Genomic DNA, 22,664 nt, shown 5'->3' with positions numbered 1-22,664 from the left:
CATCGATGACAACTCCAAACCTCCTCTCCAGAAAAACCCGTTGGGTCGTGATCGCCGTCGTCTTGCTCGCTCTTGGCGGCGCACTGGCGTTCTGGCTGTCGCGCGACCATGGACAACAAGATGCATTGCGCCTCTACGGCAACGTCGATATCCGCGAGGTGCAACTGGCCTTCCGTCAGCCCGGGCGCGTGATGCAAATGGCTTTCGACGAGGGCGATGCCGTCAGCGTGGGCGCGCGCCTGGCGGCGCTTGACGCGCAACCCTATCGGGAAGCCCTTGCGGCAGCGCAGGCCCAGGTGCAGGTGGCGCAGGCGGAACTGGCCAAGCTGCGCCGCGGCCTGCGACCGCAGGAAATCACCCAGGCGCGCGAGGCCCTCAGGCAGGCACAGGCGCTCGCCACCGAGACCGAGCGGAATTTCAAGCGCCAGAGTGGCCTGCTGACATCGGGTGCCAGCAGCCAGCGTACGGTCGATGCCGCCCGCACGGCGCGAGACCAGGCAGCCGCTGGCGTCGAAGCAGCGAAGGCGGCCCTGTCGCAAGCATCCGAAGGCTTCCGCAAGGAAGACATCGCCGCGGCAGAAGCTCGCCTTGCGGCCGCTCAGGCTGCCGCAGCGCAAGCCACGACAGCCTTGGCGGACACCGAATTGGTGGCGCCCAGTAGTGGCACCGTCATCGCACGGGTGCGCGAGCCCGGCAGCATGGTTGCAAGCCAGAGCGCGGTCTACAGCCTGAGCCTGGACAAGCCGGTTTACGTGCGCGCCTACGTGGGCGAGTCGGACTTGGGGCGCATCGCGCCCGGTACTGTGGTACGCGTCAAAAGCGATTCATCAGAGAAGGTCTATCGCGGCCAGATCGGCTTCATCTCGCCGCGCGCCGAGTTCACCCCCAAGACGGTGGAGACGACGGATTTGCGCACGGATCTGGTGTACCGCCTGCGCATCGTCATCGACGAAGCCGACAGCGACAGTGCCTTGCGCCAGGGCATGCCGGTGACGATCGAGGTCGATGCGAAAGCCGGCACCGGTATCCCGGGGGAGCGGTGAAATGCAGGCAAGCCGTGCCATCGCCGCCGTGCCTGCTGGTGCGGGCGAAGACGCTGCCGTCGTCATCGAGGGCGTGGACAAGCATTTCGGCGACATAAAGGCTCTGCGGGGCTTGAGCGCGCGCATCCACTATGGGCGGCTGACCGGTCTGGTCGGCCCGGACGGCGCCGGCAAGACGACGCTGATGCGGATTCTGACCGGCCTCCTGGTGCCGAACGCCGGCCACGTCACCTTGGCAGGCTATGACGTGGTCAAGGACAACGACGCCATTCACGTCGCCAGCGGCTACATGCCGCAGCGCTTTGGACTGTACGAAGACCTGTCGGTGATGGAGAACATGCGCCTGTATGCGCAGTTGCGCGGCATGGATGCGGACCGCAACGCCGATCTGTTTGCCGAGCTGTTGGACTTCACGCGGCTCGGACCCTTCACCAAACGCCTGGCCGGCAAGCTCTCCGGCGGCATGAAGCAGAAGCTGGGCCTGGCCTGTGCGCTCATGGCGCGGCCGAAGGTGCTGCTGCTGGACGAGCCGGGCGTGGGTGTCGACCCGGTCAGCCGCCTGGACTTGTGGCGCATGGTGCAGGCGCTGACCGATGAAGGCATGGCCGTGGTCTGGTCCACCGCCTATCTCGACGAAGCCGAGCGCTGTGAGAGCGTGCTGCTGCTGAACCAAGGGCAGCTCCTGTTCGAGGGCCCGCCGCAGGAGCTGACCGCGCAGCTCGAAGGCCGCAGTTTCCGTCTGGAAGACGTCGGTGCCGAGCGCCGAGCGGTCCTGACCCAGGCACTCGACCTGCCCAGCGTGAGCGATGGCGTGATCCAGGGCGCCGGCGTGCGCGTGGTGTTGCGCGAGGGCGCTCAAGCGGAGCAGCTCCAGGCCCTGTCCGATCAGGCGCAGGTGCGACTGGCGCAGGTGCCCGCGCGCTTCGAAGACGCCTTCATCGATCTGCTCGGTGGCGGCCCCGGCGGCACTTCGACGCTGGCCGAGCGTCTGCCGCCGGTTGAGCTGGGTTCCGATATTGCCGTGTCGTGCCGAAACCTCACCAAGCGCTTCGGTGAGTTCACCGCCACCGACAACGTCAGCTTCGAGGTGCAAAAGGGCGAAATCTTCGGCCTGCTCGGCCCCAACGGCGCCGGCAAGTCCACCACCTTCAAGATGTTGTGCGGCCTGTTGAAACCCACTGCTGGCGAAGCGCATGTGGTGGGCCATGATCTGCGCCGCGCCACCGGCGCAGCCAAGAGCCGGCTCGGCTACATGGCGCAGAAGTTTTCGCTCTACGGCCTGCTCTCGGTGCAGCAGAACCTGGAATTCTCGGCCGGCGTCTACGGACTGGAAGGCAACACCCGGCGCGAGCGCATTGCCGAGATGATCGAAACCTTCGATCTGGGCGACTGGTTGTCCGCCACGCCCGATTCCCTGCCGCTGGGACATAAGCAGCGCCTGGCCTTGGCTTGTTCGCTGATGCACCGGCCGCCCGTGCTGTTCCTGGATGAGCCCACTTCGGGCGTGGACCCGATCACCCGGCGCGAATTCTGGACCCACATCAACGGACTGGCCCGCAAGGGCGTGACCATCATGGTCACCACCCACTTCATGGACGAGGCCGAATACTGCGACCGCGTGGCCATGCTCTCGCGTGCGCAACTGATCGCGCTGGATACGCCCGACGCGCTCAAACGTTCGGCGGTCAGCCCCGAACGGCCCGACCCGACGATGGAGGACGCCTTCATCCACCTGGTGGAGTCGTCAGACCGCGAGCTGGAGGCCGCCACATGAACGGCGCCACAATGCACAAAGACGGAAGTGACTCCCTGCAGACCGACTTGCGCCATTTTGATCTACGGCGCTTGATCGCCCTGGTGACCAAGGAAAGCTACCAGGCGCTGCGCGACCCCTCGACGCTGCTGATCGCGTTCGTGCTCCCGGTGGTGTTGCTGCTGCTGTTCGCCTATGCGGTGTCGCTGGATGCGAAGGATGTCCGTGTCGGCGTGGTCCTGGAGTCGCCCGGCGCATCGGCACAGTCGCTGGCCGCAGCGTTTTCGGGCACTCGCTTCCTGAATACGCACTTCGCCCATGACCGGCGCGAAGTAGCCGACCAACTGGTCTCAGGCGACCTGCGCGGCTACGTGGTGATCCCGCAGGATTTCGAGCAGCGTCTGGCCCTCCGTGGCAGCGAGCCGCTGGTGCAGATCGTCACCGATGGCTCCTACCCCAATACCGCCAACTACGTCGAGAACTACGCCCGTGGCGTGGTCCAGTCCTGGCGTGCCGGACTGGACGTCGGAGCACCGGCGCAGTCCATCATGCTGGAGCCGCGCTACTGGTTCAACCCCGAACTGGAAAGCCGACGCGCACTGATTCCCGGCGCCATCGCCATCGTCATGACCATCATCGGCACCATGCTGACTGCACTGGTGGTGGCGCGTGAATGGGAGCGCGGCACCATGGAGGCAGTGCTGTCCACGCCGGCCTCGGTGGCCGAAATCCTGATCGGCAAGCTGCTGCCGTACTTCGCGCTCGGCATGCTGTCCACGCTGGGCGCATCGGCGCTGGCGGTGTTCGTGTTCGGCGTCCCGATGCGCGGCTCCTTGCTGTCCCTGTTGCTCTTGTCGGCGGTGTTCATGGTGCCGGCGCTGGGTCAGGGTCTGCTGATCTCGTCGCTGGCACGCAACCAGTTCCTGGCCGCGCAGATCGCGCTGTTCACGGGCTTCCTGCCGGCCTTCATGTTGTCGGGCTTTCTGTACGAGATCGACGCCATGCCGGCACCGATCCGCGCCATCACCTTGGTGGTTCCGGCGCGCTACTTCGTCGATTCGCTGAAGACGGTGTTCCTGGCCGGCGACATCTGGGCCGTGTTCCTGCCCAACCTGGCGGCCATGGCGGCGATCGGGGTGCTGTTCTTCGTGATCGCCAAGCGCGCCACGCGCAAGAACTTGGAGTGACGCGATGTTGACTTCCGCATTCTCGTTCACCCGCCTGCGCGCCCAGTTCATCAAGGAAGTGCTCAGCGTCCTGCGCGATCCGCGCAGCCGCATGGTGGTGTTCGTGCCGCCGATCCTGCAGTTGCTAGTGTTCGCCTTTGCCGCGACGCTGGAAGTGCGCAACGTCGATATCGCCGTCTACGATCAGGATGCGGGGCGGTGGTCGCACGAGTTGGTACAGCGACTGGACAGCGCCCGCTTCATCACCCACGTCCGGCATGTCGACAGCCAGCAGCAGCTCCACGAGCTGATCGACCGTGGCGAGGTGATCGCCGCGCTCGCCATCCCGGTGGATTTCTCGCGCTCCATCGCTGCCGGCGAAGGTGGCCGCGCGCAGGTACTGGTCGATGGCCGGCGCAGCAACTCCGGGCAGATCACCGTGGCCTATCTGTCCACCATCGCCGCCGATGTCGGCGCCGAGGTCGTGCCCGACGCTCAGGCACCAACGCCCGTGGTCGTGCGCCACTGGTTCAACCCGAATCTGGTCTACCGCTGGTTCATCGTGCCCGGGCTGACGGGCATCCTGGCGCTGTTCAGCTCGCTCTTGATCACCTCGTTGTCGATCGCGCGCGAGCGCGAGCTGGGCACCTTCGACCAGTTGCTGGTGTCGCCCACCTCGACGCCCGAGATCATCATCTCCAAGTCGCTGCCGGCACTCGCAATTGGCACCGGGCTGGGCCTGTTCATGATCAGCGCGGGCGTCTTCCTGTTCGGCATCCCATTTACGGGCTCGTTTGCACTCCTGCTTGCCAGCCTGGTGCTGTTCATCGCCTCGGTGGTCGGCATCGGTCTGATGATTTCCGCGGTCAGCATGACGCAGCAGCAGGCCATCCTGGGGGCGTTCGCCGTCGGCGTGCCGGCGGTGCTGATGTCAGGCTTTGCGACGCCTGTGGAAAACATGCCCGTCGTTCTGCAATGGCTGGCTCAGGCCATTCCGCTGACCCATTTCCTCATCATCGTCGAAGGCAGCTTTCTCAAGGCCATGCCGCCCGGTGACATTCTCGCCAGCCTGTGGCCGCTGGCGATCATCGCCCTCGCCACGCTGACGATGGCCACCGTATTCGTCCGAGGACGCCTGCAATGAAATCCAAGACCCGCACTCCCTTTCTTCGCGCAACCGTCACCGGCCTGACCCCTGGGCGCGTGCGTCCGGTCGCGCTGGCCCTGTCGTGCGTGCTGCTGACTGCCTGCGCAACCGTGGGCCCCGACTACCGCGAGCCGCCGCCGGTCGACGTCGGCAGCGGCTGGACCTTGCCGTTGGCAAGTGAATCCCAGTCCGCAGACTTGAGCCAATGGTGGTCTGCACTGGACGATCCAGTCCTCGATCGCCTGATGGCCACAGCGCTGGCACAGAACCTGGATCTGCGCCAGGCTGCGGCACGCATCGATGAGGCACGCGCCCTGCGCGAACGTGTGGCCGGCGAGGCACTGCCCACCGCCGCCGCAGGCGCGAGCGTCAACCGGCGCCGTCAAAGCGAGAACGGCCCCTTGCCCGTAGGCTCCATCCCCGGTCTTGACGCCACGCAGACCATCTACGACGCGGGCTTCGACGCGGCCTGGGAGGCCGACTTGTTCGGGGCCAAGCGGCGCGCCCTGGAAGGCGCCAGCGCCCGCCTGCAGGCGACCGAAGCCGAGGCACAGGGCGTACGCATGCGTATCGTGGCCGAGGTCGCGCGCACCTGGTTCACCGCCGTCGGCGCCCGCTACGAGTTGCACGCACAACGCGCCACGCTGGATACGCTGCAGCAGACCTTTGAATTGGTGCGCCTGCGGCACGCGCTGGGCGACGCGTCGGCCGCCGACGTGGAGGCGGCGTACGCCCAATGGACAGCAGTCAACGCGCTCATCCCGGATATCCAGGCGCGCCAGCGCACCGCGGTGCTCAGCCTGGGCGTGCTGCTGGGCGCACCGCCGGAGCGGGAGCTGGCACTGCTTGATGGCCCCTTGACGCCGAGCACGCTGCGGGCACTGCCGGTGGGCGAGCGCGCAGATATGCTGCGCCGACGTCCTGACGTGCTGGCTGCGGAACGTCGCCTCGCAGCGAGTTCTGCCGACATCGGCGTGGCCACGGCCGAGTTGTTCCCCAAACTCTCCATCGGTGTCGGCGGCGGGTTTCAGGCGCTCAGTACGGGCGATTGGTTCGATGCATCCAGCTCGCGTTTTTCCATCCTGCCGCTGATTTCCTGGCGCCTGTTCGACGGTGGCCGTGTGCGAGCCGAAATTCGGGCACGCGAGGCGGCCGAGCGGCAGGCCGCGCTGGCCTATGAGCAGGCCGTGCTGACGGCGCTGGGCGACGCCGAGCGCGCGCTGGGCGACTACCACGGCGGGCTGGACACACTGGAACGCCGCGGCATGGCACTGGATGCCGCGCGCACAACCTACGGCCACACCAGGACGCGCTACGCGGCGGGCGACATCGCGCTGGTCGAACTGCTGGCTGCCCAGCGCAGCCTGCATGAGGCCGAAACCGCAGCCGCGCGGGCACATACCAACGCCGCCGTGCAATTGGTGGCGCTGTACAAGGCCCTTGGCGGTGGCTGGGACGTATCCACGACGGCATCGACCGCAACCCATCCGCTGCGGGGCGCTGCCGCCCCCGTCGCGTTTTCAAGCCGCTGACTCAACACAAGGAGACCGTCATGCAAATCAACGTTGGACGGCTCGACCGCATTGTGCGCGTCGTCATCGGACTGGTTCTCCTCAGTCTCCCATTGTGGCTGGACTCATCCTGGCGTTGGCTGGGACTCATTGGATTCATGCCTCTCATCACAGGGCTGGCTGGCCGCTGCCCAGGCTACCGCCTGTTCGGCCTGAGCACCTGCCCGATGCAAGAGAAGAAGCCGGAGTGAACATCCCATGAAGCTGAGTTTTCTGGGTGCGGCACGCGAAGTCACGGGCTCGTGTTTTCTGGTGGAAGCTGCCAACGCCCGCCTCCTGGTGGAATGCGGCATGGTGCAAGGCGGGCGAGAGGCACCGACGCGTAACCGCAAGCCATTCGAGTTCGATCCGGCATCCGTCGCGAATGGGGAGTCGCGCGCGAAGGCGCTGGAACTGCTTACGGCGCTCGATGTGCAACACCGGGCTCGCGCCATGCCCTCGCAACTCTCCGGTGGCGAGCAGCAACGGGTCGCCATCGCATGCGGATTGGTCAATCGCCCGCCGGTGATCCTGGCCGATGAGCGCACCGCGCCTCTCGACAGCGAGCGCGCCATGGCTGTGATCCGCATCCTCAATGACATGGCCCGGAAGTTCGAGACCGCCATCATCGTCGTCACCCATGACGAAAAGATCATCCCCACATTCAAGCGCATCTACCACATCCGCGATGGCGTGACCCATGGAGACGCCGGTGAAGGGCGGGGGTTTGAATGACCTTGCAAATAAGGGAGGAGGCACCATGACGGACGACAGCATGAATCGTTTCGAGCAGGAGCATCTCAAGCGGTGGTGGGAAACCACGCGCCACTACCTGTTCGCGGATATGAAAAGTCTGCTTGGAACCGCCGCCGCGGCCGAGGATCGATGGTCGCCTCCGCAGACGGACAGCCGCGGTGGCCGAAAAAGGTTTATTGCCAGAGTGAGAGGCCGGCTCTTGCGCTCAGTCAAGAGCGAGAGGAAAGACGACCCGCTGCGGGAACTGGAGAGCGTATTCCAGCAGCAGATCGCGTTCATCGCCAGGCACCCCGGCGTTCCCCGGCGACTGTTGTCGTGGTTGGCACAGGATGGCGACCCCAGCCTTCAGCGGCGCATCCGGATGCTCATCGCTAACTACGCCACCCGCCTAGCCCGAATCATCGCCCGCGCCAAACAGCAGGGCCTGGTCAGGGCCGACGTGCAACCAAGTGCTGAGGCAATTTCGCTTGTCAGTGTCATCCAGGAACTGGTGCTCCGGACCCCTACCGCGCCGCAGTGGAGGGGGTGGTTCTTGCGGGAGGCCGTCGAGGCCTTCGCCCTATACCGGGCGGGACTGGCTGTCTCTTAGGGGCTGAAGGCAAAAGCGAGTCATGGAGTAATGACTATGTGAGGACCCATGCAGCAGCGCGGATTTCTCATCCGGGCCATGTCCCTGATCGCGGTCGGGTTCGGTCTGCTGACCATCAAGGAAGGCGGCGCGATCCTGTTCGGTGGAGAAGCGGCGCAAGCCTCTGCCGGGAACTTCGTGCCGTTCGTGCTCTGGTTCAACTTTCTGGCCGGCTTCGCCTACGTCATCGCTGGCGCTGGACTGTGGCTGCGGCATCGCTGGGCGGTGTGGCTGGCCGTCGTCATCGCCGCAGCGACTGCATTTGCCCTTGCGGCATTCGGCGCGCACGGCTATGCCGGCGGGGCCTATGAAATGCGCACGGTCATCGCGATGAGCTTCCGAACGCTGGTGTGGGTGGCGATCGCAGCCATTTCCTGGCACGGCCTGTCGCGCGGGCAACCCGCCATATCGGCGAGAGATATGAAATGAACCTGAAGAAGCATCTCGCCACCGTGCTGTGGCTCGGTTTGGCATTGGTCGCCAGCGCCATGGCCGCGCCGCCTTCCCCAGCGCAAGATCATGACGGCGGTGTCGTCATGAGCTTCGTCACGGGGGAGGCACAGGAGGATGGAAATGTATCCGCGGCTCCGGCGATCAGTGACGCGGAATCGCAATGCGGGTCGGCTGGTGCGGCTCACTGGGCGCTGTATCAGCGTCTTAGAGATCGGAGTGTGCCTGCATCGCCGCCCAAGCCGGATTTTTCCGGCGCCGGGCTCCTCAACACCAAGGCTAGCGACGATCTGCAGGAAAAGGCCAAGGAGGTCGCGCAGGCATCAATACAGGCCAGGGGCGGAGGGCGCGGGATGGGCGACGGCCCCGTAGGAAAACCGTGAAGAGCCAAGCAGCCAACCACGGTGCTTTCGAGGTTGGCGCACGTTCGATTGGCCTCAACATCACGCTGCCCCACGAACAGGCACCCAACCCCTACATGTGCCCGGATTTGGCGTTCCGATGCCACTGTTTTGCGCTGCGCAAGATGCACTTCTTGTTGCACGCCAAGGGCTTGGTGGCCTTCCCCGGTGGCTATGGAACGCTCGATGAGCTGTTCGAGGTGCTCGCCTTGATCCAGACCGGAAAGATGCAGCGTATTCCGGTGGTGCTGGTCGGCCGTGCATTTTGGCGTCGCGTAGTTGATTTCGACCTTCTGCTCGACGAAGGCTATGTCTCTCCATCCGATCTCGACTTGTTCACCTGCGTAGACGAAGCAGAGGAAATCGTCAGTGCCCTCGAACGCTTTTACGTCACCAGCGCAGCAGGCGATGGGGCAACATGATTGGCATCGACGGGTATCGCTGGAGCCTGCGCTACACCAAGGTGCAGGCGATGCAGTGCGTCACCTTGTTGATTACGGGTGCATTGTTCAGCCCGATTTCCGCTTTCGGTTCCGAAGTCTCGCTCTCTACAAATACTTCCTCCTGCTCGCCAGAGCAATCCCTGCGCTGGCGGGGCGGCACCCTGCGTCTGGAGAACGACTTGTTCACCGGCTCCGATCGCAACTACACCAACGGTGTCGCGCTAACAGCAGTCTCACGCGATCTGCAAGGCGGGCTCCGTCCGGAGTGCCTGCCCCAGCCGATCGGTTTGTACGCTCGCTTCATCGGCTGGGCCGATCCCGGCTTCTGGGACGATGCCGGCGCCCACTCGTCATCGCAAAACCTCGTTGTGCGCTTTGGCCAAGCCATGTACACGCCCGAGAACAAGACGCGCACCGATGTGATTCCAGATGACCGACCGTACGCTGGTTTGCTCTACCTGGGTTTGGCTTGGAATCGCCGCATCCATCCGCAAGCCGCCAGTTACGAAATGCTTGACGTGCGTGAGTTGACCCTGGGCGTGATCGGCCCCTGGTCGCTGGCCGAACAGTCTCAGGACCTTGTGCACCGGGTACGCGGCATTGAGCGCTTTCGCGGCTGGGACAACCAGTTGCGCAACGAGCCGGCGTTTCAGATGGCCATGGAGCGCAAGTTCAAGCCGTACACGGAGGGTGCGGTCCGCCCTGGATGGGGCAGCGACGTGATCGGCAGCTATGCCCTGCGGGTCGGAAACATCGAAACCGCCGCCAGTACCGGCGTGGAGTTTCGCGCGGGCTGGAACATACCGAACGACTTCGGCAGCTATCCGATTCGCCCTGGCGCGGAGAACCGCCCGCCCTCTGGTGTTGCCGATCTGCGCACGACAACGCCGCAATCGGTCCTGGCGCCCAAACCTGGGGCACATGTCTTCCTGAACCTGGAGGGTAGAGCCGTCGCCTGGGACTTCTCACTCGACGGAAACATGTTCCGGCATAGCCATCATGTCAGCCGGCGGCCTTGGGTCGTGCAAGCAGCTCTCGGCATCAGCAGCCAATGGATCGTTGCTGGACGTGGCGTGCGGCTTGCCGTGATGCGCGTTTGGAGAACCCGCGAGTTCGACCAGCAGGCGGGCCATCATGCATTCGGATCGATCGCGCTGAGTCTGGAATTTTGAGGACACCTGCAACCATTCGTTAGACCCAAAGCATTCGTCACAACATCAATGGAGAAATTCGTGAACCAGCCCTTGAAACCCAGATCGTTCTTCACCGTCTCGCTGTCCGTGCTCTTGGCAACCTTCGCCACGGCACTCGGTGCGCAGTCCGTAGAGGCGGCAAAGCCAATGGCGCTTCGTACCATAATGGAAAGACTCGGGCGCGACATGCAAGCCGTCACGGGCGCGATCTCCAAAGAAGACTGGCCACTGGTCGCCGAGCTAGCACCACGAATCGCCAAGCATGCCGAGCCGCCCATGTCGGAAAAGATGCGCATCCTTGCCTGGCTTGGGGCAGACGCTGGAAAGTTTCGGGGTCTGGATGGACAGGTGCATGACGCCGCGACCGCCATGGGCGAGGCTGCACAGCGGAATGACGGCCAAGCAGTCATCGCGGCTTTCTCCAAAACCCAGCAAAGCTGCCTAGCCTGCCACCAGAGTTACCGTCGCCCGTTCGTGGAAAAGTTCTATGGAAGCCGCTAGCAAGGGATGGCTACACCTGTTGACGGAAGACTAGCTTCTGTCCAATCAATATACCTCGACGCGTTTCAGGTTCCCAGGAAGCCACCCGTGCAGCGATCACGGGTTCCTGCTTCACCCGCGGCAGCACTCGTTGGATCTGACGTGCATGACTCCCGTATGCATGTGGGTCACCAGCACCAGCGGATAACGCAGCACCTCGTCCAGTGAGATACGTTTGTGCTTGAGCAGCGGATGCCATGCCGGCGCCGCGACCATGAGGGGGGCGCTCCAAAGCGCCTTGGCCACGATGTCGTCACCCACTTCACCAGACTGGGCCCTAGGTCATACAGATCGCCATGCAGCCCCTTGATTTGCTGCGACAGTGACACCTCGAGCAGGCGCAACTCGACGTCGGGCTCCTCCTGCCAGCATAGCGCCAGCAAGGTCGGCAAGCGCGACGGGGTGATGCCATCGGACAGCGTAATGCGTTGCTGACCGTGAAAGCCGTTGGCCGCTCCCCTCACGCTGTCGCGGGCTTGCTGCAAGGCAGTGAAGATGCGCGGCACATGTTGCAGGAATTGCTTGTCCGCCCGCGTCAGCCGCTTGCTGCGACTGCTCCGGCCGCAGTGCTTCAGCAGCGCGGTTACAGGTGGCGATCTCGAATTCGCCGAACATGCCCATCGACAGTTCATCCGGCGCGATGCCCGCTGGCGCGAACTTCAGACGCTGCGCCGCCGCCCGTGTCGACAGACCAAATCGCTCGCCCTCGGGGAGTGACGTAAGACGCCGCGACTGTCTTCCTCGGGTCGCTGCGGCCACAGAAGACTAGCCGAGGCGCGCTGGCGCGAGTGCTCTAGCTAGCCATCCGCCATGATCGCCGCCCGCGTTCAAGCAGCGTTGCAATAACTCCGGACACCATTGCCCGCGTGCTGTGAGCCGGCGACGGCAGCCGCTGCAAGACATGCCGGTCTCTTCTCCGCACGCATGCGGCTCCCTACGATCATAAGGACTGGTCACGTCACGAGGGACTGCGCATGAACTTACGTCATCTTCGCTGCTTCATTGCTGTAGCCGAGGAACTGCACTTCGGTCGAGCCGCTAGGCGGCTGCATATAGAACAATCTCCCCTATCACGCACGATCCGCAAGTTGGAGACAACTCTAGGCGTGACGTTGCTCAGTCGCACGCCGCGGGGCGCAACCCTGACTTGGGCAGGGCGAGTCTTCCTCGACGACGCCCGCCGCGTCATGTTGAGCGTTGAGCAGGCAGTGGCCAGCGCGAAGGCTGCTGCCTCCGGTTCTCAGGGCATTTTGCGAATCGCGCTGTCGAGAGACATAGGACGGGCGAGGCTATCAGCACTGCTTGCGCTGTGCCGCGAAGAGTCGCCGCAGGTAAACATCCGGCTCTCCGAAGTACCGCTGACCGAACTCGTGCAGGGGCTGAACGCACATCTGTTCGACGCCGGCTTTGCAATGGTCAATGAAGTGGAGGACGGGATCATTGCTGAGCCGCTGTGGGCCGACCCCTTGGTAGTGATCCTGCCCGCACGGCACCCGCTTGTAGCCTTCAAGGAAGTGCCGTTGCAGGAAGTGGTGAGCTATCCGCTGGTACTTTGTGATCCACGGGCATGCCAAGGTTGCGGTCGGCAGAGCGAACGACTGTTCCGCTCTGTCGATGTCCAACCGATTGTGGCTGAGTATGCCGCTTCTCACGGGCTGATGCTGACGTTGGTGGCCGCAGGGTACGGGCTAGGTTTTTCCACTGCCGCGCACTTGGCAACTTGCCAGCCGGCGGATGTTGTTGTCCGCCCGTTGGCCGGTCAGAGCGCATCGATAACCACCTATCTGTTACGAACCGAGGGTGGCATGACGGAGCCGTTGCAGCGGTTCATCGAACGCGCCGAACGTATATGTCATCAGGACGCAAGCACATCACGCGCGATCTGACGCGGATCTATCGGAAGGTGCGCGGCTAGTTTTCTCGGATTGCGCGATTCATCTTTGGTCTTGCGACTGACCCGATCGGCATGGCTCATGCGCTGTACTGATTCCAGTTTCGACGCAATTGCTGCGCCCTTCCGTACTCCGGCACTCGCCTGCGGGCTCGCCGCCGCGGTCATTTCACTGACGCGGAACGCATGAGCTTTTGCTGGTTGCAAACCGGCTCATCCCGTTGACGCATTGGCACTTTACGCCGTTGGAATTCCTACGGAAAACTTTGACCAGGTTTCGGGTAAAGCGCGGCACCCATGCTTGACTCCAGGGGAGCGCGACCACCAAGCCGCGTGCCGGTCCAAAGGCAAAGCGCCCGCATCATGGTTGAGGAGTTTCAAGCGTAGCAAGATGTAGTTCGCCCTTGGCCGGCCGTCAGCGCCGATGCAACGCTTCCTTCCACGATCCCGGCCGGCCCTGCGCTTCATCCGGATTTCTGGGCAATCGCCTCGCCCACTTGGGCGGTGCGCGTCTGCCAGAGTTCGATCCGACGATGGGACGCACGCGACATGGAGAAATCGAGTTGCCTTGCCTTTGGCGCCAGGATCTACTACCGCCCGATCGAGGCGGCCGTCCGTTGGGCGGGACTGTTGCGCTTTGAGCCGCGGATTCTGGAAACGCTCGGGCCACGTGCCATGCCTGAGCCGAACGATTTTCCGCGCTGGCCCTTGCTGCGCCTTTTCTCCGAGCGCATCTTCGACGCATTGGCACACGATGAACTTTCTTACGGCAAGGCAGGCATGGCGCAGGAATCTCAGCGCCCCGCACTCGACGATCCTGCGTTGATCGTGCGCCACGTCGCCCTGAAGGCGTGGATGTCGCATTACTACCCCGGTGAGCGGCCTCCATTCCTGTTCGACGGCATCGAGCGCGAACTGCATCCTGCGGTGAGCGTCGCCATGCTGAACGTGTTGCTGGCCGATCGCGAGGCCGCCAAGCTGCAGCTTGCCGAACTCGCACAACTACATGCGGCGCTGAAGGCACAGCACGAAGCGTTGGCGAAGGAGCATGTCATTAGCATTCGTGAGGGCGATACGAGTGAACCGGGCCTGCGCAGCGAATCGACTTACTTGAACATCATTGGCGGCCTGCTGACATTGCTGTTGGGCAAGTCCCCGGCGGGCTCTGCCTACTCGTCCTTCCGCAACATGGATGCGGTGATCAGTGCACTACTGGCCCACCATGAAGGGCGGCCCGGAATCAGCGAGCGGACGCTGTGGAGCAAGCTGGCACAGGCGCGTCGCCACCTGGAGGCATCGCGCTGAGCCTGTAACAGCAGACTGCAATTGCAGTTGCGTGTTCTGCAGTTGCAGTGAATCTCGCAGCAGCAGCATATGGAATGCGAGGCACTTTCTGAACAACGCCATCGAGCGTCAAGGAGTGCCTCTCATGTCTTCGCAGACCATCGCGCCGGCCTTGCCGCCCGAGCACCGCATCCTGCGCCGCGCCGAGGTCGAAGCCAAGACCGGCTTCAAGCGCGCGCACATCTACAGCCTGATGAAGGAAGGCAAGTTCCCCAAGGCGCTGCGCCTGGGCGTGCGTGCAGTGGGCTGGGATTCAGTGGAGATCGAACAGTGGATCTCCGATCGCCTCAAAGAACGCGCCTGACGCTTCTTCTCGGTTCATGCCATTCGACGAGGAGAGGCGCATGCAGGTGGTATCCATCATTTCGACCAAGGGCGGCGTCGGCAAGACTACGACGACAGCCAACCTCGGCGGCTTCATCGCCGATGCGGGGCTGCGCGTGCTGCTGCTGGACCTGGACGTGCAGCCCACGCTGTCGAGCTATTTCATGCTGAACGTGCGCGCGCCCGGCGGCATCTACGAGATGCTGGCCTTCAACGAGCGGCGCATCGAGCAACTGGTGTCGCGCACCGCGATCGCGGGCCTGGATCTGGTGCTCTCCAACGACGACCGAGGTGAACTGAGCACGCTGCTGTTGCACGCTCCGGACGGACGCCTGCGACTCCGGCATTTGCTTCCCACTTTCCGCACGTACTACGACCTGTTGTTGATCGATACGCAGGGCGCGCGCAGTGTGCTGCTGGAGATGGCAGTGCTGGCGTCCGACCTGGCGCTGTCGCCGGTAACACCGGAAATCCTTGCGGCGCGCGAGCTGCGGCGCGGCACGCTGCAACTGATCGAGGACATCGCGCCGTATCGGCACCTGGGCATCAAGCCACCGCCGCTGCGCCTGCTCATCAACCGTGTGCATCCGGTGTCATCGAACGCGCGGCTGGTCCAGCAGGCGCTGCGACAGGTGTTCCAGGAACAGGCCGGCGTGCAGGTGCTGGGCACCGACGTGCCGGCCATCGAAGCCTATCCGCGCGCTGCGACACGAGGATTGCCGGTGCACCGGGTGGAGTACCGGCAGCCGGCTGGGCGCACGGCGCCCGCGGCGCTGGAGACCATGCGCACGCTGGCCGGCGAGCTGTTCCCCGCGTGGCGGGAGCGCTTCGCGCTGGTCACCGGCCGGGCCGATGCGGGAGGGGCCGGCCATGGCGAGCGCGCATGAACTGGCGCGCGGCCGCGAACGGCTGCGCGCGCTGATCGAGTTCGCGCTGGGCGAAGGCTGGCGCGTGGTGCGCACGTCCGGCGGGCACCTGAAATTCACGAAGCAAGGCTGCGCGTCGATCTACACCAGCTCGACGGCGAGCGACCACCGTGCTGACCGCAATGCCCGCGCGCAACTTCGCCGCGCCGACCGGCAGGCGCAGGAGAACGGCCGTGGCTGAGCTGACGCCGCAGGACATGGCTGCCAAGCTGCTGGCCACCGGCTTCGAGCGCAGCGGCCCTTCGGCCGCGACCTTGAGCGACCCCATCGCCGACACGCCGATGGTGGTGACGCTGGACCAGTTGCGGCCCTACGACCACGACCCGCGCGTGACGCGCAACCCGGCCTATGCGGAGATCAAGGCGTCCATCCGCGAACGCGGGTTGGACGCGCCCCCTGCGATCACGCGCAGGCCGGGCGAGGCGCACTACATCATTCGCAACGGCGGCAACACGCGGCTGGCGATCCTGCGCGAGTTGTGGAGCGAGACCAAGGAGGAGCGCTTTTTCCGCATTGCGTGCCTGTTCCGCCCGTGGCCGGCGCGCGGCGAAATCGTGGCGCTGACCGGGCATCTGGCCGAGAACGAGCTGCGCGGCGGGCTGACCTTCATCGAGCGGGCGTTGGGCATCGAGAAGGCGCGCGAGTTCTACGAGCAGGAAAGCGGCCAGGCGCTGTCGCAGAGCGAACTCGCGCGGCGACTGACTGCCGACGGCTATCCGGTGCCGCAGTCACACATCAGCCGCATGAACGATGCGGTGCGCTATCTACTGCCGGCGATCCCGACGCTGTTGTACGGCGGATTGGGCCGGCATCAGGTGGACCGGCTCGCGGTGCTGCGCAAGGCGTGCGAGCGCACCTGGGAGCGGCGTGCGCTGGGCCGCACCGTGACCGTGGACTTCGCCACCTTGTTTCAGGACGTGCTGACGCAGTTCGACACACAGCCGGACGACTTCTCGCCGCAGCGGGTGCAGGACGAGCTGGTCGGCCAGATGGCCGAGCTGCTGGAGGCGGACTACGACACGCTGGCGCTGGAGATCAACGACAGCGAAAGCCGCCAGCGTGCGCTGACCAGCGAACCGGCGGCACCGACGCCACCGGCAGCGCCTGTCGTGCCTGCTGGTCCTCCCCCGCCGGTCTCCGCGCCTCGGCAGCCACCCGCCTCGTCTGTGCCGCGCGACACCACGCCGGTCGCGCCTTCGGCGCCAGCAGCGACACCGCCTGCATCGCCCGAAGCGCCGGAGGACCAGCACGGGCAACGCGACGAGCGCCTGCAAGGGCACATCGTGACACCGGCACCGACCACCGAGCGCCTGCAGTCCATCCAGCGGATGGTCGCGGACCAGCTCGGCGACAAGCTGCCCGACTTCGAGGCCGATGCGCTGCGTGCGATCCCCGTGCAGGTCGGCGGGCTCTATCCCATCTCGGACGTCTGGTACATCGAGCCGAGCTTGGACGTGCCGGATCGCCTGCGCGTGCACATCGCGCAGTTCGCGCGCGAGATCGGCGAGGAAGCGGCGGTCGCCGACCACATTGAGGCCAGCGTCGGCGGCATCGGCTTCGTCTGCGCGGCGCCGGTTATGGGCCAGGCGAAGGCGCTGCCGGCGTTCGCGCGGGCGGTGCTGACCCTGCTGCATGTGCTGAGTGCAGCGCCGCCCGCCGCGAACGGATTGGACCGCGCGCGGCTGGCCGACGAGCTGGCGGCGCTGCTGCATGGCCACGGCGGCTCGGCCACACGCCTGAGCGATGCTGCGCTGGTGAAGCTGTTCCGTCTGCTGCGCCTGGCGCGCCGGCTGCTGGATCTGGAAGCCGGCGTAGCGAGCCAGGATTCCTGAGCGCAGGAGGCTCCCGTATGTCGGCACCGCACCCGCTCAACCAGGCCGTGATCGCCCAGGCCCTGCATGACCTGCGCAACGGCCAGTTGCGCCGCTGCAAGGCCATGGGCTTCGGCGAGGAGGAGCTGGATGCGCTGAAACACCCCGAGCTCGTGAGCATGCTGGTGAATGCCACGGTGTCGTGGTGTTCGGTGTCGGTGAACCGGGAAGTGTTGAAGCGGCTGCTGAGCCAGGTGCACGACGTGGAGCGGGAGATCGCCACGGTGGACCGCATGCTGCGCCTGGGGGCGAGCACGGAGATGGTCAGCAAGTTCTACGGCCTCACGCATCAGGAAGTGGCGCTGCGCCGCGACATCCTCGGGCTGCCCAAGCGCAAGGGCCGGCATCCGGTGCTCGACGAGGCGCAGGACGTGGCCTTGTGGGAGCGCTGGAAGGCCGGCGTCGCCGAGCGCCATATCGCCCTGACCGACGACATGGCGATGCTGGCGCTGACCATGGACCTGGCCGAGGCCATGACCCTGCCCATGTCGGTGATCTGGTCGGCGATACGGAACTGGATCGACCAGGGGCTGGTGTAGCCATGACCACGGGCAGCGCATCACGGCGCGATGGCCCGGTTGCGCTGTCGGCGTTGTTCGACGAGGCGCTGCGGCACCTTGAGCCGAAGGAACCGGCGCAGGGCACGGCGCCGGCCGCCGACGGTTTCCTCTACAGCGGCAACCGCCATGAGAGCGTGCCGCGCAGGCTGTTCCTCGACCGTCGCCTGACACCGCTGGAGCGCAATGCGTGGCAGGTGTTCCGCTTGCAGCTCAACGACGACGGCGTGACCGCCTTTCCCACCTACGACCAACTCCGCCCCTATCTGGCGTCCATGCCCTGTGCGGCGCAAGCCTCGCACGAGACCGTGGCGCGCGCCTTGACGCTGCTGCGGCTGACGCGCTGGCTCAGCCTGGTGCGGCGGCGGCGCGATCCCAAGACCGGCCGCATCCAGGGGAACCTCTACGTGCTGCACGACGAACCGCTGTCGCCCTTCGAGGCGATGCAGCTCGACCCCGACTATCTGGGCCTGGTGAGCCAAGCGCTCACGCACGCGGCGAAGGCGGTGCAGGTCGTGGGCATGAACACGCTGCGGGAGATCGCCGAAGACCCGCTGCTCAGCGGGCGCACGCTGCCGACCCGCCTGCAGGTGCTCGCGCAGCGCATGGCGCGGCATGGCTGGACGACGCCAGGTTATCCACAGAAGGGTGCGGACCACGAATCCGAAGAAGGCCAGGAAGCCCTGCTTCGGAATGGCGCGCGCCCGTCTTCGGAATCCGAAGCAGGGCCGAAACCCGCGCCGGACGGCTCTCTTCGGATTCCGAAGGAGGACCGTACAGTACGTAATGATCGTATAAATGAAGTACGTACAGTACCGCGCGCGAGGGCCTTGCAGAGCCTGCGGCTGCCCGAGCGTTTCCTGCGCTTGAAGGACGAGCAGCAGGCCGGCGCGCTGGTGGCGCTGCAGCAGGTGGACGAGGCGCAGAGGCAGGCCGTTCTCGACGAGTGGGCCGCACGCTGCCACAACAGCGCGGTGCGCAACCCGGCCGGCTACCTGTTTGGCATCATCCAGAAGGCGATCCGCGGAGAGTTCAAGGCGTGGGCGGGCACCGACGCAGCAGCGCCGCCCGCGCCGCGAGCTGCGGGGCCCGCGTCATCGTCGTCGCCTTCGGCCTCCCGCCCAGCCGACCCCGAGGTGGCGCGCGCCTACCTCGCACGGCTGCGTTCAGCCTTGCGCGATCCCTGAGCTATCCCCAGGGGATAGACGGAACAGGTCGCCTTCCGTGGGGTGATCCGGTCAGGTCGCGGCTTCGTCTTCTTCCGTTTCCCGCCAATAGGCGTAGTTGAACAGTGCATCCAGCTCCGTGAAGTCGTCCAGGCCCAACGATCGTCTGACCGTATCGGCATGCCCGCAGTACCTTGCGTAGCTTTCCGCACTGACGTTCTGCTTGGTTGGATGCAGTGGGTAGTCCCGGATGCCGGCGAGCGCCAGTCCCGACACCGCGTTCTGGTTCATCACGGCGAACCGCTTGTTGTCCAGCGCGTGCAGAATCTCAGTCAGCAGGTTGATGCCTGCTCCGGTGATGGCGCCGAAATGTCCATGTAGAACGGTAAACGCTTCGGCAGGCGAGAGGTTGCGCCGGTCAAGGATGTCCGCCACTGCGGCCACGAACTGCCCTGGGTGGTTGGCGATCCGGCTCTTGCCGCGGTGCAGCCCGCCGGAATGGAACAGGCCGATCAGCGCGTCGTAGTTACTCGGAAAGTCCCGCCTGGCATTGCTGCTCAGGGCCGCCAGCTCTGCCAGCCTGCGCCTTGCCTGGCGCAGGTTTCCCTTGCGGCCGGTCTTCTGCGCAGTGAATCCATGCGCTGAATCGTCGCTTTTCATCAGCTCCAGGAGGTCGGCCAGGATCGTGAAGTCCGGCCCCTCGGTTCGGCTCGCCTTCTGCGCACGCTTCTTGGCCACCTTCCGGCAAGTGTCGTGGATGATGCATTCCCGCTCGTAGGCATCAATCCGGGGCTTGGTCGCTGGCACGAGAATCCTGTCCGCGACCAGCGCATCGAGGTGTCGCGTGACAGATGCCATCAGCGCGCCGCTCGCGTCGTCGATGAGGGCCGATGCCTCGTAGTTTCCGTAGAAGCCTCCGTGGGTGAGGTTGGCCGAGCCGACGATCACCGAGCATTGCTTGCCATTCTGGAAGGCGTAGATCTTCGGGTGGAAGGTGTCGCTGGCGTTGCTGAGGTACAGGACGAGCGCGTGCTTCTCGGCGAGCGCAAAGAGCTGTCGGAGTGCTTCGGGTTCGGTCAGGTAGAAGTCCAGACCTATCGCAAACTTGGCCTTCAATCCGCTTTCCAGCGCCTTGCGCAAGGGCTTCAACAAGTCGCCGAGGGCCGAGGTCTTCGCGAAGGCCACCAGGCATTCCAGGCGTTCCGCCCGCTTCAGCAGCTTCTCGACCACGTGGCCGTGCCCGTGCTTTTCCTCGTTCAACAGCAACTGAACGGCTTTCCCATCCTGCATGTTTTCCCCTCGTTCTTCTGCGCAGCAACCCCAGGTGCGATGCGCCCCCAGTCATTGTCATGATTCAAGCCCCGACATCAAGCATTGATGGCTCAAGACCTATCCCCAGGGGATAGCCGGCACACACAGCCTTCCGTGCGGATCAAACCGGGCGCGCATGGGCTGCGGTTTGTTGACTGAAAGCCTTCCGGCCGATGCCGATGCTGGCGACTCGCTTCTTCACCACGAGTCGCTCCGATGGCCAACGAACACACAGAACCCCTGCAACTGAATCTCGGATCGTTGCGCAGCGCGATGTCGCTGACGCTGCACACGCACCACGCCTCGCGCATCTGGCACGGCCGTGCACCGACCGAGGGGCGTCCCGGCATCATCGGTCTCAACGGTTTCATCGGCGTCATGAACAAGATGAAGCGCGGCGCGGAGCAGGACGACCCGTACTCGGACTGGTGGATGTTGCGGATCGAGGACAAGCTCGCCGACACCAAGACCCGCCTGGAGACCCTGCGCGAACAGGTGGATCAGGCCCTGGCCGACGTGCCACCGGCGCTGTCGCTGGGCGAGAACATGAATGTGCAGCCGGTGAAGCTGCCGCTGTTCGTGAATGCACAGCTCGGCTTCATGGCGGTGTATCTGCTGGCCGACTATGACGACTTGGCACGCAAGCTCATCCTGGCGCACCACACGGCGCTGATCGACCGCAGCACCTTGGAGCGCTGGCTCAATGAGGGCGCACACGCGCTGCGCAGCCTGTTCTCGCTGGCCCAGCAGTACCGCTACTCGGGCACGACGCGCGACGACTTCGCGGCGAAGAACGCGGCGGCGCGAGCGGCGCTGGAGAAATTCGGCGAGCTGCCACAGCAGGTGCTGGAAGGCATGCACCGCTCGCGCTTCGCGCCACCGATCGCGCGGCGGACGAGCAAGCACGACACACCGCCTGCTGCACCCGTCCTCGAGCCCGATGCCCCGGTGCACACGGATGGCGCCTCCGATGGTCGGGCAGGTGACGAGGGGGCCGCCGCATGACAGCATCGCCCCCCATCAGCCACGCCACGCGCTTCGTGGCGCTGGAACAGGCGGACTTCCAGCGGCTGGAACACGCAGGCTACCTAAAAGGCCTTTTACAGCCTTTTAAGGGTAAGGGGAGTCTGGAGAACTGGGCCAGCCAGTGCACGGCGCTGCGTGATGGCGTGATCGGCCTGGCACAGCGACGCGTGTTGCCCCAGGCGCGCGCCTACCCCTTCAGCCTGCTCGGCGTGCAACTGGCCCAGCAGACGACTGGCGCAGGGACGACCTTCCTGCGCTGGCGCAATCTCGACCGTTCTTCAATGGGCGTGGCGTTGTGGGAGGCTCTGCTGGCCAACTCCGCGACGCCGGCCGCGCTGATTGACGAGCTGTATGCGATGGAGCTGCAGCGCATCGTGCTGAACATGCAGATCAGCCTGACTCACAGCATCGCTCGCCAAGCCCAGGCGTGCGCCAGCAAGGCCGCGCAGGCCGAAGCGGCTTACCTGCGCCGTGTCCACGGGCATACCGCGCCCGTTCCATCCACCACCAAGGAGTCACCATGAGCACGCACTTCGTCGGCGAGGGCAACATCGGTTCGGCGCCGGACTACCGCGAATTCCAGAACGGCAACGACGAGCCGCGCCGGCTGCTTCGACTGAACGTCTATTTCGACAACCCGATCCCGAAGAAGGACGGCGATTATGAAGATCGCGGCGGCTTCTGGGCGCCAGTGGAACTGTGGCATCGCGAGGCCGAACACTGGAAGACGCTGTACCAGAAGGGCATGCGGGTGCTGGTCGAGGGCCGCACCGTGCGCGACGAGTGGGAGGATGCCGACGAGAACGAGCGCGTCACGTTCAAGGTCGAGGCCCGGCGCGTGGGCATCCTGCCATACCGCATCGAGTCGGTGGCGCTCAGTGCCAAGCCGGTCGGCGGATAGTAATTCGCCCATCGCCGCTCCCCAGAGGGCGGCTGTAGCAACCGTCGTACGCCCGCGATGCACCAGCGAGCTATCCCCAGGGGATAGCTCCAAGGTTGTCCAGGGAGTTCCAGCCGCCCTCCCGAAACGACGCTCTTGCTGTGCCAACTCCCGCGGTCTATCTGCACCGCTGCAGCAACGGACCGCCTGCCAATCGCAAAGCGGTGTCCGCACCAATCGACTTCCTTGCTGCCGGCATCTCCTGGCCCCGCCATGCTGACCCTCATCCGATGAACCG

The 22,664-nt window shown here is 65.0% G+C and carries 26 protein-coding genes; 24 read left to right on the top strand and 2 right to left on the bottom strand.

Features of this window, described 5'->3' with window-relative positions; translation table 11 throughout:
* Positions 1-5 precede the first annotated feature (5 nt).
* From hlyD to PO78_RS09170, 13 genes are all read left to right on the top strand, one after another.
* Positions 6-1,043 carry a secretion protein HlyD gene (hlyD, locus tag PO78_RS09230; protein WP_043743381.1) on the top strand — a complete coding sequence of 346 codons (1,038 nt, stop codon included), beginning with the start codon at positions 6-8 and terminating at the stop codon, positions 1,041-1,043.
* Position 1,044: 1 nt separating this feature from the next.
* Positions 1,045-2,817: an ATP-binding cassette domain-containing protein gene (locus PO78_RS09225; RefSeq protein WP_004255148.1), complete on the top strand. Its 1,773-nt coding sequence runs from the start codon at positions 1,045-1,047 to the stop codon at positions 2,815-2,817.
* Positions 2,814-3,983 (top strand): ABC transporter permease, encoded by a 1,170-nt coding sequence (locus tag PO78_RS09220; RefSeq protein WP_004255145.1) that lies wholly within the window; start codon positions 2,814-2,816, stop codon positions 3,981-3,983. The genes PO78_RS09225 and PO78_RS09220 overlap by 4 nt, the downstream gene beginning before the upstream one ends.
* A 4-nt stretch (positions 3,984-3,987) precedes the next feature.
* Positions 3,988-5,106 (top strand): ABC transporter permease, encoded by a 1,119-nt coding sequence (locus PO78_RS09215; protein ID WP_043743380.1) that lies wholly within the window; start codon positions 3,988-3,990, stop codon positions 5,104-5,106.
* Positions 5,103-6,641 carry an efflux transporter outer membrane subunit gene (locus tag PO78_RS09210; protein WP_004255142.1) on the top strand — a complete coding sequence of 513 codons (1,539 nt, stop codon included), beginning with the start codon at positions 5,103-5,105 and terminating at the stop codon, positions 6,639-6,641. The genes PO78_RS09215 and PO78_RS09210 overlap by 4 nt, the downstream gene beginning before the upstream one ends.
* 20 nt (positions 6,642-6,661) lie before the next feature.
* A complete protein-coding gene (locus tag PO78_RS09205) occupies positions 6,662-6,871 on the top strand; it encodes a YgaP family membrane protein (protein WP_004255140.1) in 210 nt (69 codons plus the stop codon).
* A gap of 7 nt (positions 6,872-6,878) precedes the next feature.
* Positions 6,879-7,394: an ATP-binding cassette domain-containing protein gene (locus tag PO78_RS09200; RefSeq protein ID WP_004255139.1), complete on the top strand. Its 516-nt coding sequence runs from the start codon at positions 6,879-6,881 to the stop codon at positions 7,392-7,394.
* Positions 7,395-7,419: 25 nt separating this feature from the next.
* Complete coding sequence (locus tag PO78_RS09195) at positions 7,420-8,004, top strand: hypothetical protein (RefSeq protein WP_004255136.1); 585 nt, start codon at positions 7,420-7,422, stop codon at positions 8,002-8,004.
* Positions 8,005-8,082: 78 nt separating this feature from the next.
* Positions 8,083-8,472, top strand: coding sequence for a hypothetical protein (locus PO78_RS09190; protein WP_231570663.1), 390 nt, complete (start codon positions 8,083-8,085; stop codon positions 8,470-8,472).
* Positions 8,469-8,876, top strand: a complete 408-nt coding sequence (locus tag PO78_RS09185; RefSeq protein WP_043743379.1) for a hypothetical protein — start codon at positions 8,469-8,471, stop codon at positions 8,874-8,876. The genes PO78_RS09190 and PO78_RS09185 overlap by 4 nt, the downstream gene beginning before the upstream one ends.
* Positions 8,873-9,316, top strand: a complete 444-nt coding sequence (locus tag PO78_RS09180) for an LOG family protein (RefSeq protein WP_082047717.1) — start codon at positions 8,873-8,875, stop codon at positions 9,314-9,316. Before PO78_RS09185 ends, PO78_RS09180 begins: the two co-directional genes overlap by 4 nt.
* Positions 9,313-10,509 (top strand): lipid A deacylase LpxR family protein, encoded by a 1,197-nt coding sequence (locus PO78_RS09175; protein WP_043743378.1) that lies wholly within the window; start codon positions 9,313-9,315, stop codon positions 10,507-10,509. The genes PO78_RS09180 and PO78_RS09175 overlap by 4 nt, the downstream gene beginning before the upstream one ends.
* Before the next feature lie 60 nt (positions 10,510-10,569).
* Positions 10,570-11,031: a cytochrome c gene (locus PO78_RS09170; protein WP_231570661.1), complete on the top strand. Its 462-nt coding sequence runs from the start codon at positions 10,570-10,572 to the stop codon at positions 11,029-11,031.
* A 111-nt stretch (positions 11,032-11,142) separates the two neighbouring features.
* Here the strand turns inward: PO78_RS09170 and PO78_RS23625 are convergent, their stop codons facing one another.
* The gene (locus tag PO78_RS23625) at positions 11,143-11,331 is read right to left on the bottom strand and encodes a LysR substrate-binding domain-containing protein (protein WP_432654225.1); all 189 of its coding nucleotides are present in this window, start codon (positions 11,329-11,331) and stop codon (positions 11,143-11,145) included.
* A gap of 713 nt (positions 11,332-12,044) precedes the next feature.
* Between PO78_RS23625 and PO78_RS22245 the strand changes: the two genes are divergently transcribed.
* The 8 genes from PO78_RS22245 to PO78_RS09125 all read left to right on the top strand — a co-directional run bounded on the left by PO78_RS22245 (position 12,045) and on the right by PO78_RS09125 (position 19,170).
* On the top strand, positions 12,045-12,956 hold the full coding sequence (locus PO78_RS22245; protein WP_082047716.1) for a LysR family transcriptional regulator: 912 nt from the start codon (positions 12,045-12,047) through the stop codon (positions 12,954-12,956).
* 554 nt (positions 12,957-13,510) lie between these two features.
* Positions 13,511-14,266: a hypothetical protein gene (locus tag PO78_RS09155; RefSeq protein WP_043743370.1), complete on the top strand. Its 756-nt coding sequence runs from the start codon at positions 13,511-13,513 to the stop codon at positions 14,264-14,266.
* Between the two features lie 124 nt (positions 14,267-14,390).
* Positions 14,391-14,609, top strand: coding sequence for an AlpA family transcriptional regulator (locus PO78_RS09150; protein WP_043743369.1), 219 nt, complete (start codon positions 14,391-14,393; stop codon positions 14,607-14,609).
* 40 nt (positions 14,610-14,649) lie between these two features.
* Positions 14,650-15,516, top strand: coding sequence for a ParA family protein (locus tag PO78_RS09145; RefSeq protein ID WP_043743367.1), 867 nt, complete (start codon positions 14,650-14,652; stop codon positions 15,514-15,516).
* Complete coding sequence (locus tag PO78_RS09140) at positions 15,500-15,736, top strand: hypothetical protein (RefSeq protein ID WP_012584779.1); 237 nt, start codon at positions 15,500-15,502, stop codon at positions 15,734-15,736. The genes PO78_RS09145 and PO78_RS09140 overlap by 17 nt, the downstream gene beginning before the upstream one ends.
* Positions 15,729-17,387 carry a ParB family protein gene (locus PO78_RS09135; RefSeq protein WP_043743366.1) on the top strand — a complete coding sequence of 553 codons (1,659 nt, stop codon included), beginning with the start codon at positions 15,729-15,731 and terminating at the stop codon, positions 17,385-17,387. The genes PO78_RS09140 and PO78_RS09135 overlap by 8 nt, the downstream gene beginning before the upstream one ends.
* Positions 17,388-17,404: 17 nt before the next feature.
* A complete protein-coding gene (locus PO78_RS09130) occupies positions 17,405-17,965 on the top strand; it encodes a DUF2857 domain-containing protein (protein WP_004255086.1) in 561 nt (186 codons plus the stop codon).
* A gap of 2 nt (positions 17,966-17,967) precedes the next feature.
* Entirely contained in the window at positions 17,968-19,170 is a 1,203-nt protein-coding gene (locus PO78_RS09125) for an STY4528 family pathogenicity island replication protein (protein ID WP_043743365.1), read from the top strand.
* A 51-nt stretch (positions 19,171-19,221) separates the two neighbouring features.
* Here PO78_RS09125 and PO78_RS09120 read toward each other — a convergent pair whose 3' ends face one another.
* Entirely contained in the window at positions 19,222-20,439 is a 1,218-nt protein-coding gene (locus tag PO78_RS09120; RefSeq protein WP_043743364.1) for a phospholipase D family protein, read from the bottom strand.
* A 237-nt stretch (positions 20,440-20,676) separates the two neighbouring features.
* On the opposite strand from PO78_RS09120, the gene PO78_RS09115 reads away from it, so the two are divergent.
* Genes PO78_RS09115 through PO78_RS09105 form a run of 3 tightly spaced genes read left to right on the top strand, consistent with a single transcriptional unit; the run spans position 20,677 to position 22,387 of the window.
* Positions 20,677-21,465: a PFL_4669 family integrating conjugative element protein gene (locus tag PO78_RS09115; protein ID WP_043743363.1), complete on the top strand. Its 789-nt coding sequence runs from the start codon at positions 20,677-20,679 to the stop codon at positions 21,463-21,465.
* The gene (locus PO78_RS09110) at positions 21,462-22,010 is read left to right on the top strand and encodes a DUF3158 family protein (protein WP_043743362.1); all 549 of its coding nucleotides are present in this window, start codon (positions 21,462-21,464) and stop codon (positions 22,008-22,010) included. The genes PO78_RS09115 and PO78_RS09110 overlap by 4 nt, the downstream gene beginning before the upstream one ends.
* Positions 22,007-22,387 (top strand): single-stranded DNA-binding protein, encoded by a 381-nt coding sequence (locus PO78_RS09105; protein ID WP_043743361.1) that lies wholly within the window; start codon positions 22,007-22,009, stop codon positions 22,385-22,387. The genes PO78_RS09110 and PO78_RS09105 overlap by 4 nt, the downstream gene beginning before the upstream one ends.
* The last annotated feature ends 277 nt before the right edge of the window (positions 22,388-22,664 follow it).

It is taken from the genome of Thauera sp. SWB20, assembly GCF_000831325.1.
Taxonomy (GTDB): Bacteria; Pseudomonadota; Gammaproteobacteria; order Burkholderiales; family Rhodocyclaceae; genus Thauera; species Thauera aminoaromatica.
This window is presented reverse-complemented; position numbering and strand designations above follow the sequence as displayed.